The organism is Ruegeria sp. AD6 (assembly GCF_056542325.1).
In genome coordinates, this window is sequence record NZ_JBQFZQ010000001.1 from 54,974 (window position 1) to 68,601 (window position 13,628).

17 protein-coding genes, 3 tRNA genes and 1 riboswitch are annotated in these 13,628 nt (G+C 59.4%); of the genes, 7 read left to right on the forward strand and 13 right to left on the reverse strand.

Annotation, left to right across the window (positions count from 1 at the left end):
* Positions 1-209: 209 nt before the first annotated feature.
* Positions 210-414: riboswitch (cobalamin riboswitch) on the reverse strand.
* Positions 415-614: 200 nt separating this feature from the next.
* Positions 615-698 (reverse strand) — tRNA-Tyr (locus tag ACR0KJ_RS00270).
* Between the two features lie 116 nt (positions 699-814).
* On the opposite strand from ACR0KJ_RS00270, the gene rlmB reads away from it, so the two are divergent.
* The 4 genes from rlmB to ACR0KJ_RS00290 all read left to right on the forward strand — a co-directional run bounded on the left by rlmB (position 815) and on the right by ACR0KJ_RS00290 (position 3,111).
* A complete protein-coding gene (gene rlmB, locus ACR0KJ_RS00275; RefSeq protein ID WP_480625692.1) occupies positions 815-1,588 on the forward strand; it encodes a 23S rRNA (guanosine(2251)-2'-O)-methyltransferase RlmB in 774 nt (257 codons plus the stop codon).
* Positions 1,569-1,883 (forward strand): hypothetical protein, encoded by a 315-nt coding sequence (locus tag ACR0KJ_RS00280; protein WP_480625693.1) that lies wholly within the window; start codon positions 1,569-1,571, stop codon positions 1,881-1,883. Before rlmB ends, ACR0KJ_RS00280 begins: the two co-directional genes overlap by 20 nt.
* Before the next feature lie 106 nt (positions 1,884-1,989).
* Entirely contained in the window at positions 1,990-2,442 is a 453-nt protein-coding gene (locus tag ACR0KJ_RS00285) for a YHS domain-containing (seleno)protein (RefSeq protein ID WP_170452148.1), read from the forward strand.
* 198 nt (positions 2,443-2,640) lie between these two features.
* Positions 2,641-3,111: a CoA-binding protein gene (locus ACR0KJ_RS00290; RefSeq protein ID WP_480625694.1), complete on the forward strand. Its 471-nt coding sequence runs from the start codon at positions 2,641-2,643 to the stop codon at positions 3,109-3,111.
* 1 nt (position 3,112) lies between these two features.
* Here the strand turns inward: ACR0KJ_RS00290 and ACR0KJ_RS00295 are convergent, their stop codons facing one another.
* The 5 genes from ACR0KJ_RS00295 to ACR0KJ_RS00315 form a co-directional block, all read right to left on the reverse strand.
* On the reverse strand, positions 3,113-3,679 hold the full coding sequence (locus ACR0KJ_RS00295; RefSeq protein ID WP_480625695.1) for a hypothetical protein: 567 nt from the start codon (positions 3,677-3,679) through the stop codon (positions 3,113-3,115).
* Between the two features lie 73 nt (positions 3,680-3,752).
* Positions 3,753-4,070 (reverse strand): phosphoribosyl-ATP diphosphatase, encoded by a 318-nt coding sequence (locus tag ACR0KJ_RS00300; protein WP_170523310.1) that lies wholly within the window; start codon positions 4,068-4,070, stop codon positions 3,753-3,755.
* Positions 4,067-4,828, reverse strand: a complete 762-nt coding sequence (gene hisF / locus ACR0KJ_RS00305) for an imidazole glycerol phosphate synthase subunit HisF (RefSeq protein ID WP_480625696.1) — start codon at positions 4,826-4,828, stop codon at positions 4,067-4,069. The genes ACR0KJ_RS00300 and hisF overlap by 4 nt, the downstream gene beginning before the upstream one ends.
* Positions 4,829-4,830: 2 nt before the next feature.
* Positions 4,831-5,106: a hypothetical protein gene (locus tag ACR0KJ_RS00310; protein ID WP_480625697.1), complete on the reverse strand. Its 276-nt coding sequence runs from the start codon at positions 5,104-5,106 to the stop codon at positions 4,831-4,833.
* Complete coding sequence (locus tag ACR0KJ_RS00315) at positions 5,099-5,476, reverse strand: hypothetical protein (RefSeq protein ID WP_480625698.1); 378 nt, start codon at positions 5,474-5,476, stop codon at positions 5,099-5,101. The genes ACR0KJ_RS00310 and ACR0KJ_RS00315 overlap by 8 nt, the downstream gene beginning before the upstream one ends.
* Before the next feature lie 216 nt (positions 5,477-5,692).
* Here ACR0KJ_RS00315 and ACR0KJ_RS00320 point away from each other — a divergent pair, with 216 nt between their 5' ends.
* On the forward strand, positions 5,693-6,085 hold the full coding sequence (locus tag ACR0KJ_RS00320; RefSeq protein WP_480625699.1) for a DUF302 domain-containing protein: 393 nt from the start codon (positions 5,693-5,695) through the stop codon (positions 6,083-6,085).
* 3 nt (positions 6,086-6,088) lie between these two features.
* On the opposite strand, the gene hisA is transcribed toward ACR0KJ_RS00320, so the two are convergent.
* Positions 6,089-6,808 carry a 1-(5-phosphoribosyl)-5-[(5-phosphoribosylamino)methylideneamino]imidazole-4-carboxamide isomerase gene (hisA, locus tag ACR0KJ_RS00325; protein ID WP_480625700.1) on the reverse strand — a complete coding sequence of 240 codons (720 nt, stop codon included), beginning with the start codon at positions 6,806-6,808 and terminating at the stop codon, positions 6,089-6,091.
* A 135-nt stretch (positions 6,809-6,943) separates the two neighbouring features.
* On the opposite strand from hisA, the gene ACR0KJ_RS00330 reads away from it, so the two are divergent.
* Positions 6,944-7,342 carry a DUF2147 domain-containing protein gene (locus ACR0KJ_RS00330; RefSeq protein ID WP_170452135.1) on the forward strand — a complete coding sequence of 133 codons (399 nt, stop codon included), beginning with the start codon at positions 6,944-6,946 and terminating at the stop codon, positions 7,340-7,342.
* 4 nt (positions 7,343-7,346) lie between these two features.
* Here ACR0KJ_RS00330 and hisH read toward each other — a convergent pair whose 3' ends face one another.
* Together hisH and hisB are read right to left on the reverse strand one after the other, a co-directional pair.
* A complete protein-coding gene (gene hisH / locus ACR0KJ_RS00335) occupies positions 7,347-7,985 on the reverse strand; it encodes an imidazole glycerol phosphate synthase subunit HisH (RefSeq protein ID WP_480625701.1) in 639 nt (212 codons plus the stop codon).
* Positions 7,986-8,070: 85 nt separating this feature from the next.
* On the reverse strand, positions 8,071-8,658 hold the full coding sequence (gene hisB / locus ACR0KJ_RS00340) for an imidazoleglycerol-phosphate dehydratase HisB (RefSeq protein ID WP_480625702.1): 588 nt from the start codon (positions 8,656-8,658) through the stop codon (positions 8,071-8,073).
* 153 nt (positions 8,659-8,811) lie between these two features.
* Here hisB and ACR0KJ_RS00345 point away from each other — a divergent pair, with 153 nt between their 5' ends.
* Positions 8,812-9,051, forward strand: coding sequence for an Lrp/AsnC family transcriptional regulator (locus ACR0KJ_RS00345; RefSeq protein ID WP_170633603.1), 240 nt, complete (start codon positions 8,812-8,814; stop codon positions 9,049-9,051).
* Between the two features lie 13 nt (positions 9,052-9,064).
* On the opposite strand, the gene ACR0KJ_RS00350 is transcribed toward ACR0KJ_RS00345, so the two are convergent.
* The 4 genes from ACR0KJ_RS00350 to ACR0KJ_RS00365 form a co-directional block, all read right to left on the reverse strand.
* Positions 9,065-9,139, reverse strand: a tRNA-Gly gene (locus ACR0KJ_RS00350).
* A 36-nt stretch (positions 9,140-9,175) separates the two neighbouring features.
* Positions 9,176-9,250 (reverse strand) — tRNA-Gly (locus ACR0KJ_RS00355).
* A gap of 95 nt (positions 9,251-9,345) precedes the next feature.
* Positions 9,346-9,729: an MAPEG family protein gene (locus ACR0KJ_RS00360; protein WP_480625703.1), complete on the reverse strand. Its 384-nt coding sequence runs from the start codon at positions 9,727-9,729 to the stop codon at positions 9,346-9,348.
* Positions 9,730-10,049: 320 nt separating this feature from the next.
* Positions 10,050-13,487, reverse strand: coding sequence for a pyruvate carboxylase (locus ACR0KJ_RS00365; protein WP_480625704.1), 3,438 nt, complete (start codon positions 13,485-13,487; stop codon positions 10,050-10,052).
* Between the last annotated feature and the right edge of the window lie 141 nt (positions 13,488-13,628).

Sequence of the window (13,628 nt, forward strand, 5' to 3'; positions counted from 1 at the left end):
GTTACCCCAATGGCGTGCGCGCAAACAGGGGTGTTGCAGGTCACCGGGGCAACGGTCACCCGATGCGGGTTGCAGGGTGGAAATTCATTTGTTTGCAATGACAAAAGCATCGCCTCCTTCGCGAGGTCGAGGGCAAAGCGAGTGCAAGGTTTTGGACGGCACAGGCCGTTTGAAACATTGTCATCTCCCTCTGGGACACCCCGCCCAGGTTCATTCAAATTCGGATGGCAGGTCTCCTGACTTGCGGGTCAACGCTGTCCCGATCCTTCCCAGGCAAATGCCCAGTGGACGATCTCGGGTCGCTCGCCGCCTACAGTTGCGGGGGCAGTCACGGAATTGGCCATGGGGCCGCACCGTATTCCCTTTTATCCCGTCCGCAGAAAGCGGTCGGGAACCATCGCGGGCGACAGAACATGAAACACCTTGATTCGACAAGAGCACGTTCTAGAACGTTGTTGTTATCGGACGGGTCGGTTTCGAGGGGCAAAAGAGCTTCGTGGCATAAAAAGCGTGGTTTTTGGGGTGGCGGGTCCGAACGGAGGTCCGCAGGCGAAAAGGCCTGCCAGGCGCAAGTGATAACCGCCCATTGCCTTGATTTCATGTATATGGAGAAGTGGTGGGCGACCCTGGAATCGAACCAGGCGTGCGTCTCCGCGAGGGAGTTACAGTCCCCTGCCACACCTTGCGGCCTGTCGCCCACTGTCAGGCGTTGCACCTGACGTGGAGGCGTGATTACTAGCGCACCAAAGGAGCGTCAACAGGAAAATTCCGCTTTGACGCAGGAAACCGAATTCCCGGCCCGGAGGCCCCCAAAATGAAAAAACCCAAGTGGGTCGTCGAAAAGGAACAGGCGCGAAAAGCCGCCGCTGCAGAGACCGTTTGGTTGTTCGGCCTGCACGCCGTGCGGGACGCTTTAATGAACCCCAAACGCCAAAAACTGCGCCTGATCGTGACCCGAAATGCCCGCGACAAGCTGGCCGAAGCCATTGAATTTGCAGGGATCGAGGCCGAGATGGTCGATCCGCGCAAGTTCACGGCACCTATCGATGCAGGCTCGGTCCATCAGGGTGCGGCGCTTGAGGTCAAGCCGCTGGAGTGGGGCGGTCTGGCTGAAAACTGCATCGGGCGCGAACACCCGCGCGTGATCCTGCTGGACCGGGTGACCGACCCGCATAACGTGGGGGCGATTCTGCGCTCGGCCGAGGTTCTGGGCGCAAGCGCCGTGATCGGAACGCGGCACCATTCGGCCCCTGAAACCGGGGCGCTGGCGAAAACGGCCAGCGGCGCGTTGGAGCGTCAGCCCTATCTTCGGGTGCGTAATCTGGCCGACACGATCACCGAATTGCAGGAAATGGGCTTTCTGGTGCTTGGGCTGGACGGTGAGGCGCAAGAGACGATCGAAACCGCCCTGGGCGATCAGCGCGACCGGCCCGTGGCCCTGGTGCTGGGTGCCGAAGGGCCGGGATTGCGGCAAAAGACCAAGGAAACGGTTGATCAACTGGTGAAAATTGACGCATCCGGCGGGTTCGGATCCCTGAACGTCTCAAATGCGGCGGCAATCGCCTTATATGTCTCACGTCACCATTGAACAGGAGAGCGTCATTTCCGGACCATCCAAAATCGCCACCTGCTGTTACTGCGGGACCCGGGCTGCGCTGGTTCTGACCGGTAAGAACCGGCACGAGCTGAGCTGTTCCAATTGCGGCGCGCCGTTGCATGACCTGAAGAAGCTGCCAAAGCGCAAAGTGGCAAAGCCCAGGCAGGAACGCACCGCTATCAGCCATGTTGCCCCGCCCAAGACGCGCAAGAAGAAAAAGAAGAAAAGCGTGCTGTATCGGGTGCTGGACGAAGCCTGGGACGTGATCGAGGATATTTTCGACTAAACTGCAACCCAGGCAGCACAGGCGTTCACAACCGCGTCAACAGGGGTTCCCGAAGCGTCAAAAAATTGCACTTTGATACTCTCGATTCTCAGTTGTGGGTTCCGTGATGCTTCGTCGTCGCTCCATCTTTGGTGCAATATTTGCCTTGGCTTTGGCGCCTGCCGTTCAGGCGCAGGATAAACCTGTCTATTTCGCGACCGAAGGGGCCGCAATGGCGGGGTACGATCCCGTGTCTTATTTTGACAGCGACGTTCCGATTCAGGGTCAGCCGACGATTGCCGTGATGTGGAAAGGGGCCGAATGGCATTTCGCGTCACAGGAAAACCGCGAGCGTTTTGAAAGCAATCCGCGCGCCTATGCGCCTCAATTTGGCGGGTATTGTTCCTACGCGATGGCCAAGGGTGTGTTGAAAAGCACCGACCCGATGGCGTGGCAGGTGGTGGATGGCCGACTGTACCTGACGCATTCGCCGGAAATCGAGCAGATCTGGCAGCAGGACAGGTCGGAATACATCCAGATGGCCGAACAGAACTGGCCGGTGGTTTTGTACGAGGAATAGGTTGGTTTCCTCTTTTTGTGAAAAGTCATCACAAAAAAGAAGGCCCCCTCTTTTTTTCATCCGGATCATGCTTAAATGTCACAGTGACCGCGGAACGGAACTGCCGCGGGTCATTTCACTGTCCCTCGTTCCAACAACTGGCGCCCAAGGCTTCTTGGGCGCTTTTTTCTTTTTGCGGTCTGTGCTTAGGATGCCGCTATGCCTGACTATTCCGATGATCATCTGAAAGGTATCCTGCAGTGCACCAAACGTGTTGCTGTTGTCGGCGTTTCGATGAATCCTGTGCGGCCCAGCTATTACGTGGCGCGCTACCTGTCGCTGAAGGGGTATACCGTGATCCCTGTCAATCCGGGCCACGCGGGCAAGGACCTGTTTGGTCAGACAGTGCGCGGCAGCATGGCCGAGATTTCCGAGCCCGTCGATATGGTGGATATCTTCCGACGGTCCGAAGCCGTTCCGCCGATTGTGGATGAGGCGTTGGAGGTCTTCCCCGATCTGCAGACCGTCTGGATGCAGATCGGCGTCGAACACGCCGAGGCCGCTGCCAAAGCGCAGGCGCGCGGCGTTGAGGTGGTGATGAACCGTTGCCCGAAGATCGAATATCAGCGCCTGTTTGGCGAGTTGCGCATGGGTGGATTCAGCACCGGCATCATCTCATCCAAGCTTTAGCTTATTCAGCCGGGTAGGGCCTCAGCCGGGCCACCTGCGCCTTGCGACGCTTTTCCAGAACCACATTGCGTGGCACCCAATCGTATCTTGTGTCCTTTGACAGGGGGGACCAGTACAGCACGCCGCCATAGCGCCACGGGTCCAGCACGATGCCTTGGTCCATAGGGTCTCCGGCGCGGCTGATGATGGCGGTGCTGTGGTCGATTCGGAACGGATTGTCCGCATTGGCGATGGCGCGATGCAGGGTCAGTGTCTGGAACTGTTCCTGCTTCAGACGTCGTTCGACATCCTCGGCCCAATGCCAGCACAACCCGCGCGGGCGCAGCCCCCTGTTGACCTTTGCATTGTGGATCAGGGGCGGGTCTGTGATCTGGTATTCCTGCACCAGTTGCGCGGTATAGGCATAGGCGATCCGGGCGGCGCGGTCGGCCTCTTCGGGATCGATGCCGGGGCCCAATTCGCGAATTTCGGTGGCCAGACGCTGGACTTCGTCGCCGGTCGACGGCGGCGGGGAGGCACAGGCCCCCAGTATCACGAGGGCCAGAACAAAGGCCAAAGCTCTGATCATTCTTATGCCCTCAGGGTTACAGACCGCACAGCCCGATCATAGGGCCGGGGCGGTCGTTCTGAAACCCCGCAGCTTACCCCTTGGGGCGCGCGGCCTTTTCGGCAATACCGCTGAGGCCCTGGCGCCGTGCCAGTTCGGCCAGCACATCGTCTAGTGCCACGTCCCGCGCCGCCAGCATGACCAGCAGGTGATACAGCACATCCGCCGCCTCAGAGGTCAGCCCCGCCTTGTCATTCTTGACGGCTTCGATAATGGCTTCAACGGCCTCTTCCCCGAACTTCTCGGCGCATTTCTCGGGGCCTTTGGCGAGCAGCTTGGCGGTCCAGCTCGATTCAGGGTCGGCGGTTTTGCGTGCCTCAATGGTGGCGGCCAGATCGTGCAGAATGCTCATGTCAGCCTCATCGGAATACCAGCGGCGGCCATATGTTCCTTGGCCTCGCGAATGGTGTATTCGCCGAAATGGAAGATGGATGCCGCCAGAACGGCACTTGCGCCGCCTTCGGTCACGCCCTCGACCAGATGGTCCAGATTGCCGACGCCCCCGCTTGCGATCACCGGAACATCCACCGCGTCCGAGATCGCGCGAGTCAAAGGCAGGTTGAACCCCGCCTTCGTGCCATCACGATCCATCGAGGTCAGCAGGATTTCCCCAGCGCCCTTGGACACAACGGTCTTGGCAAATTCCACCGCGTCTATGCCGGTGGGCTTTCGGCCGCCATGGGTGAAAATCTCCCACTTGCCGGGGCTGACGGTCTTGGCATCGATGGCGCAGACGATGCACTGGCTGCCGAACTGATCCGCAGCCTCGGCGATCACGTCCGGGTTTGCCACCGCAGCTGAGTTGAAGCTGACCTTATCCGCCCCCGCCAGCAGCAGGGCCCGCACGTCATCTTTGGTGCGCACGCCGCCGCCCACGGTCAGGGGGACGAAACACTGCTCTGCCGTGCGCTGCACCACGTCGAACATGGTGCCCCGGTTCTCATGCGTGGCGTGGATGTCCAGAAAACAGATCTCATCCGCCCCGGCGGCGTCATAGGCCTTGGCCGATTCCACCGGGTCGCCCGCATCGCGCAGGCCTACAAAGTTCACACCTTTGACCACGCGGCCATCGGCAACATCCAGACAGGGAATGATACGGGTTTTCAGCATATTCAGGACCGTTTCGAGGCGATTGTTCTAGCAATTGCCATCGGGAGCAATCCCGTTGCTTGCAAGGCATCAAACTCAATACAGATAATATTTAGCTTTCCGTAGAGATTTTGAATGGCAGCCGAGATTTCTTTTGCGGTCAAAGAGGTCTCAAGTAGGAGCCCGTTATTAAACACGGTGAACCAGTCTTCCAAGTCCAGAGTAGAATTGAGCTCTTTAGCCAACTCTTCGATGTCGACTTTGGAGCTATCGAAAGCGACAAACACAAAATCAGCCATTTTTGTTTGCCTCGACGTCGATAAGATTTTCTGAGTCTATATCTACCGAAACCAATTCGTTTGGATCGGTTACTTCTCCCGACTTTGACATCAATTTGAGCTTTGCTTCCTTCAATAGGTACTCTTCCGATTGCAGCCTTTGCGGATCCCGAATGGCGAAGTATCCGAAAGCGACTAGAGACATTAGAATAGGCACGAACATTAATGTAATGAAAACCCATTCGAAGCCATCTTTGCCTAGCACAAAGCCAACTAGTCCAACGGGAAGAGAAATTGCACATAACCAAAGCAATGGCGACAAGATGTTCCTTACGCGGACTGCACTTGCTCTGTTTGCGATGCCTAAGATTGAACCAAAGCGTTCTGTCAAAAGGTGGTTCCTTTGTTCTTGCAACTGTTGGTTCTAGATGACTCTAGACCATCGTTCCTTGGCGCACCTCTACCGGCAAAGCCCCGCCGATGCCAGACTTGTGATTGCCACCCCTCTCAAAGCTGTGAAAACTGTTCCCAAATTCAGCAGGAGATCAATGAGATGCGAAACCTCTTTTTGACGACCACATTCATTTTTGCAGGAGCAGTCGCCGCAATGGCAGACGATATCATCAAGGTGGAAACCGACAAATCCGTGGCCGAGGCGCTGGACGCGCTTGAGGCTGCAGTGGGCAATGCAGGCGCAACCGTCTTTGCCCGGATCGATCACGCGGCAGGGGCCGAGAAGGTTGGCACACCCATCCCGCCCAATCAGCTTCTGATCTTTGGCAACCCCGCACTGGGCACGCCAGCGATGCAGATTGATCCGCGCGCTGGTCTGTTCCTGCCGCTGAAAGTGCAGGCTTATGAGGACGAAAACGGGCAGGTCTGGCTGGCCTATGAAGACCCGAAAGAGATCATGGACGAGCTTGATGATGTCGAAAACTCGCCCGTGATCGAAAAGATGCGTGGTGCGCTGAACAATCTGACTTCGGCTGCCGCGCAGTAGGGGTTAAGACAGGGCGCGAATGGCCTCGGCCAGGTCAATCGCGCCATCATAAAGCGCGCGACCCGAAATAGCGCCGTTCAACTCAACGCCGCAGTCGCGCAGGGCGATCAGGTCGTCCAGTGAACTGACACCACCCGAGGCAATCACCGGGATCGACACAGCCTGCGCCAGAGCCGCCGTCGCCTCGATATTCGGGCCCTGCATCGCGCCATCGCGGTTGATGTCGGTGTAGATGATCGCAGCAACGCCTGCGTCCTCGAAGCTGCGGGCAAGGTCAGTGACCTGCACGTCGGTTTCCTCGGCCCAGCCTTTGGTTGCAACCATACCGTTGCGCGCATCGATGCCCACGGCGACCTTGCCCGGGAAAGCCTTGGACGCTTCGCGCACCAGATCAGGGTTTTCAACCGCGACAGTACCCAGGATGACGCGCGCCAGTCCCTTGTCGATCCAGGTCTCGATGGTTGCCATGTCGCGGATGCCGCCGCCCAGCTGCGCGGGCACATCGCAAGCCTTCAGAATCGCCTCGACCGGGGCGGCATTGACCGGCTCGCCCGCAAACGCGCCGTTCAGGTCGACCAGATGCAGCCATTCACACCCGGCCTCGACAAAAGCGCGGGCCTGCGCTGCCGGGTCTTCGTTGAACACGGTGGCTTTGTCCATTTCTCCGCGCAGCAGGCGAACGGCGTTGCCGTCTTTCAGGTCGATGGCGGGGTAGAGGATCATGTCGGGCGGCCCTATCTCAGTGTTACACGCCCGGCATATCGCACAGGCGGGGCAGGGGATGCAACGCGACGCTGGGTCATTCTTGCCCACACGCACGCCTCGGGTCAGACTGCCCGCAAATCAGGGAGGTTGATTATGAAGAAACTCACTCTTGCCGCCGGTTTTGTAGCACTGGCCACCGGTGCTTTTGCCGATCCGGTCGATGGCATCTGGAAAACCCAAGCAGGTGATGAAGGCGGTTACCTGCACGTATCCATTTCGGAATGCGGCAGCGCCGTCTGCGGAACCATTGACAGTGCATTTGATGGCAGCGGCAATCAAAACTTGGAATACGAGAATCTGGGCAAGCAAATCATTTGGGACATGGTCCCTGAAGGTGACGGGAGCTATGACAATGGCAAGATCTGGGCCCCAGACCGCGACAAGACCTATAACTCGAAGATGACTCTGGACAGCCAGAATCAACTGACCGTCAAAGGCTGCGTTGCTGGTGGTCTGGTCTGTCGCGGGCAGACCTGGACGCGCGTTCAGTAATTGCTCAGGGGGTCCAGGTCAGGAAATTCCCGATCATGCGCAGGCCCACATCCTGACTTTTCTCAGGATGGAACTGCATCCCAACCATTGTGTCGCGGCCGATCACGGCCGTGACCTCTTGCCCATAGTCCACATGGGCCAGCCGCTGCGCCGGATCGCTGACCCGGAAGTGGTAGGAGTGAACGAAATAGGCATGATCGCCTGAACGCACCCCATCGAACACCGGATGGTCGCTTTCCAGAACCAGGTCGTTCCAGCCCATATGCGGCACTTTCAACGCGCGATCTGACGGCTCGATTCGCACAACATCGCCGCCAACCCAGCCCAGCCCGTCGGTTTCTGTGTATTCGTGCCCCTTCGAGGCCATCAATTGCATTCCCACGCAGATGCCCAGAAACGGGCGGCCCTTCTGTTCGACCGCCTCGACCATCGCGTCATAGATGCCCTTGTGCCCGCGTAGCTCGGCGGCGCAGGCCGGGAAGGCCCCGTCGCCTGGCAGCACCAGCCGATCCGCGCGCGCCACGACATCCGCGTCCGAGGTGACGACAACCTCACCCGCGTCCACCTCACGCGCCATGCGCTGAAACGCCTTCTCTGCCGAGTGCAGATTGCCCGACTCATAATCAATGATCGCAGTCAGCATGATACGGACCTGTTCTTCTTCTTGTTCCAAATACGGCGGGGTGAATTGGCCGCAGGCCAAGAGGGGCAGCGCCCCTTACGACCGCCTACAAAGCGCCCTTGGTGGATGGAATCGCATCCGCCTTGCGCGGGTCGGTCTCAACTGCCAGCCGCAATGCGCGCGCGACGGCCTTGAACGCCGCCTCGGCGATGTGGTGGCTGTTGAACCCGTGTAACTGATCTATATGCAGTGTGACACCGCCATGGGTGGCCAGCGCCTGAAAGAACTCGCGCACCAGTTCGGTGTCGAAATTGCCGATCTTGGGCGTTGGCAGATCCACATTCCAGATCAGGAACGGACGCCCCGACAGGTCCAGCGCACAGCGTACCTGCGCGTCATCCATCGGCAAATGACACTCACCATATCGACGGATGCCCTTCTTGTCGCCCAACGCCTGCGTCAAAGCCTGTCCCAGCGCGATGCCGGTATCCTCGACCGTGTGGTGATCATCGATGTGATAATCGCCTTTGGCCCGGATGGTCATGTCGATCAGCGAGTGGCGCGCCAGCTGGTCCAGCATGTGGTCGAAAAAGCCAACGCCGGTCTGATTGTCATACTGGCCGGTGCCGTCCAGATTGACCTGAACCGAAATCTCGGTCTCTGCGGTCTTGCGGCTGATCGATGCGCTGCGCATGGGCGAATTCCTTTTGCTTCGAGGGAGCTTATAGACGGGGTGGGGCGGGTTGATCCAGACCATGTGTGGCATTCGCCGCAAACTGTTGCAGGGGATTGCACCCGGCCCGGCCCCGTGCCAGCCTGCCGGCAAGTCAATTGAAGGACCGACGCCATGTCCACTTGCGTTTTCATCCAGATTCGCTGCCACCCCGGCACCACCTACAGTGTGGCCGAGGAAATCGCGCTGCGCGAAATCCACTCCGAACTCTATTCGACAAGCGGCGAATATGACCTGCTGCTGAAGCTTTATATCCCGGAAACCGAGGACGTGGGCCATTTCATCAATGAAAACCTGCTGGTCATCCCAAACATCGAACGGTCGCTGACCACGATGACATTCAAGGCTTTCTGAAGGTTTTGGTATCTGGAGCGGGCGAGGCGATTCGAACGCCCGACCCTAACCTTGGCAAGGTTATGCTCTACCCCTGAGCTACGCCCGCATCAGATACATATGTGTCGGTCCAAAGACCTCTCAATGGAGCGGGCGAGGCGATTCGAACGCCCGACCCTAACCTTGGCAAGGTTATGCTCTACCCCTGAGCTACGCCCGCGCCGTTGAGTGAGGAGGGATGTATAAATTCCCACGCGGGGCTGCAAGTGGAAAATGCGGCGCAATCGAAATTTTCTTTTGCGCCGCCGGGGTCCGTCAGATGGCCAGAACGAAGCTGGTGATCGCCGTACCCAACAGGGCGATATAGGTCAGGATCATCCCGTACATACGCAGCGGCTGAATCTGAGGCGTGCGGCCGAAACCATAGGCGTGCATCAGGCGTCCGACCAGAAGGGCTGCGCCAAATGCGTGGACCAGCCAGCCCTCGGCCCCTTGAATTTCAATCATTGCCAGCAGCAGCAGGGTAAAGGGGGCGTATTCCAGACAGTTCTCCTGCGTGCGCATCGCCTTGAGCACTTCTTCCTTCCCGCCATCCCCGAACGAGACCAGGCCCGAGCGGCGATACCGGACGACGAGAAGGCTAAGCACAACATACAGAATGGCGATGGGGGCCGCATAAAGCGGGGTGATCGATAGCATTGGTCCTGTTTCTCCTCGGGCCGTTATGCAACCGCCGGGTCGTCCGGGCGGCTTTACAGGCACGGGGACTAAACAGATCGGTTCAGTTCAGCCAGTCACAGTTTTGTGTAGATGTGGCATGTCGGTCGAATGCGTGCGGAAACTGCCACGATGGTCCTGTTGGACCCGAGGTGACCTGACGATTGGCGGCGGTTGTGGGGGCAGTTGAGCCCTGAGGTACTGGGGGGCAAGGCCGGAAAGCCGACCCGTGACGGTTGGACCTTGCAAAAACAAAGGCGCGCGGGTGGCGCGCCTTTTTTCGTCGATTACCTGAATGTCAGTTACTCAAGCTCAACCAGCAGGTCCTTGGCGTCAATCTGACCGCCGGGCTGAACATGGACCGCTTTGACAACTGCGTCGCGTTCGGCGTGGATGCCGGTTTCCATCTTCATCGCCTCGATGGTCAGCAGCATGTCGCCTTCCTTGACCTCTTGCCCCGCAGTGACGGCGACGGTTGCCACGACACCCGGCATCGGCGCACCGACATGGTTGGGATTGCCGGCCTCGGCCTTGGGCCGCGCCTGCGTGGTCGAGGTCACCATGCGGTTCGGTACCCGGATCACGCGGGGCTGGCCGTTGAGTTCAAAGAACACTTTGACCTCGCCCTTTTCGTCGGTGTCGCCAATGGCCTGACAACGGATTTCCAGCGTCTTGCCGGGATCGATTTCCGCCGTGATCTCTTCGCCCGGCTCCATGCCGTAGAAGAAGGTGCGCGTGGGCAGGGTGCGGACCGGGCCGTAAACCCGGTGGCGGCCCATGTAGTCCAGAAAGACCTTGGGATACATCAGGTATCCGTTCAGGTCCTCGTCATCGACCTCCATGCCTTCCAACTGTTTGGACAGATCGGCACGGGTGGCTTCCAAATCGACCGCTTCGACCCCCTTGCCGGGGCGCTCGGTATTGGGCGTTTCGTCCTTCAGCACCTTCTTGATGATCGACTCGGGGAACCCGCCCGGAGGCTGGCCCAGATTGCCGCGCATCATGTCCACCACCGAGTCGGGGAAGGCCACATCCGTCGACGGGTCTTCGACCTGTTCCCGGGTCATGTTCTGGCTGACCATCATCAGCGCCATGTCGCCCACCACCTTGGACGAAGGCGTCACCTTCACGATATCGCCGAACATCTGGTTCACATCGGCGTAGGTCTGAGCGACCTCGTGCCAGCGCTCTTCAAGGCCGAGGCTGCGGGCCTGCGCCTTGAGGTTGGTGAACTGACCGCCCGGCATCTCGTGCAGGTAAACCTCAGAGGCCGGGGCCTGCAGACTGGATTCGAACGCCGCGTACTGGCCGCGGACTGCTTCGAAATAGTCGCTGATCTCACGGATGGCCTTGATGTCCAGCCCGGTGTCCCGCTCTGTATGACGCAGGGCTTCAACCACGGTGCCTAGCGTTGCCTGCGAGGTGTTGCCGCTGAAGCTGTCCATCGCGCAATCCACCGCATCCACGCCCGCCTCGGAGGCCGCCAGAATGGTTGCGCTGGCGATACCGGCGGTGTCGTGCGTGTGGAAGTGGATCGGCAAGCCGACCTCTTCCTTCAGCGCGCGGATCAGGATCTTGGCCGAGGCCGGTTTCAGCAGGCCCGCCATATCCTTGAGGCCCAGCACATGCGCCCCAGCATCGCGCAGCTCTTTCGCCATGCCGACATAGTATTTCAGGTCATACTTGGCGCGGTCCGGGTCCAGTATGTCGCCGGTATAGCAAACTGTGCCTTCACAGATCTTGCCGCTCTCAACAACCGCATCCATCGCAACGCGCATATTCTCGACCCAGTTCAGCGAGTCGAACACGCGGAACACGTCGATGTTCTGCGCTGCCTGACGCACAAATTCCTGCACGACGTTGTCGGGGTAGTTGGTATAGCCAACCCCGTTTGCGCCGCGCAGCAGCATCTGGGTCATCAGGTTCGGCATCGCCTCGCGCAGATCGCGCAAGCGCTGCCACGGGCATTCCTGCAGGAAGCGATAGGCCACATCGAAGGTCGCGCCGCCCCAGCATTCGACGCTGAACAGCTGTGGCAGGTTGGCCGCATAGGTCGGGGCAACCTTGATCATGTCGATCGAGCGCATCCGGGTCGCCAGCAGCGACTGGTGCCCGTCCCGCATGGTGGTGTCGGTGATCAGCAACTGCCGCTGCGCCTTCATCCAGTCGGCAACCGCCTGCGGGCCTTTCTGTTCCAGCAGGTTGCGGGTGCCCATCTGCGGTTCGGCCTTAGCGGCGGGGGCCTTGGCCTCTTTCAGATCAGTGCGCGGTTCCGGGCGGTCCTTGGTTTCGGGATGCCCGTTCACGGTGATATCCGCAATATAGGTCAGAACCTTGGTGCCCCGGTCGCGGCGGCGCTTGAACTGGAACAGGTCCGGCGTCGTGTCGATGAACTTGGTGGTGTATTCATTCGACAGGAAGGTCGGGTGCTTCAGCAGGTTGATGACAAAGTCGATATTGGTGCTGACGCCGCGAATACGGAACTCGCGCAGGGCGCGGTCCATCCGGGCAATCGCCGCCTCGGGCGTCGGCGCCTTGGCGGTGACCTTGGTCAGAAGCGAGTCGTAATAGCGTGTAATCACCCCGCCTGCATAAGCCGTGCCGCCATCCAGACGGATGCCCATGCCGGTGGCCGAGCGGTACGCAGTAATGCGGCCATAATCGGGGATGAAGTTGTTCTGCGGGTCCTCAGTTGTGATCCGGGTCTGCAACGCATGACCGTTCAGGCGCACATCGGCTTGGCTGGCGGCACCGGTGGCCTCGGCCAGGGTTTTACCCTCGGCGATCAGAATCTGAGCCTGCACGATGTCGATACCGGTGACCTCTTCGGTGACAGTGTGTTCCACCTGCACGCGGGGGTTCACCTCGATGAAATAGAACTTGCCGGTTTCCATATCCATCAGAAACTCGACCGTGCCTGCGCATTCATAGTTCACATGGGCACAGATCTTGCGGCCCAGTTCGCAGATTTCCGCGCGCTGTTCTTCGGACAGGTAAGGGGCAGGGGCGCGTTCGACGACTTTCTGATTCCGACGCTGGACCGAGCAGTCGCGTTCATAGAGGTGATAGATTTCACCATGCTTGTCGCCCAGAATCTGCACCTCGACATGACGCGCGCGGGTGATCATCTTTTCCAGATAGCCCTCGCCATTGCCGAATGCGGCCTCGGCCTCGCGCCGACCTTCCAGCACCTTTTCTTCCAGCTCATCCTCGGAGTTGATGGGACGCATGCCGCGCCCGCCGCCGCCCCAGGACGCCTTGAGCATCAGCGGATAGCCGATCTCTTTCGCCTCAGCCCGGATCGCGTCCATGTCATCGCCCAGAACCTCGGTCGCCGGGATCACCGGAACACCTGCCTCAATCGCCACGCGCCGCGCACTGGCCTTGTCGCCCAGGGCGCGCATGGTCTCGGCCTTGGGGCCGATGAAGGTGATGCCGTTCTGCACACAGGCATCCACAAAGCTTGGGTTTTCGGATAGCAGGCCATAGCCGGGATGGATCGCATCGGCACCGCATTCCTTGGCCACCCGGATGATCTCGTCAATCGACAGATAGGCCGCAACCGGTCCCATGCCTTCGCCAATGCGATATGCCTCATCCGCCTTGAAACGGTGCAGGCCCAGCTTGTCTTCTTCGGCAAAGACGGCGACGGTGCGTTTGCCCATCTCGTTGGCTGCGCGCATGACGCGGATAGCGATTTCGCCGCGGTTGGCGATCAGGATCTTGTTGAAGTCGGTCATTTTAGGTCCCGGTCATTTAGGTGTGGCCGTTTAATAGGCGGACAATACGCGCACGTATATCAGTCGTTCTGGGTAGAACCGGCATGTTATCGCTCGCAAACGCCGCCTTATGGCGGTTTCTCTTTAGCGTTGCTGCGGCGC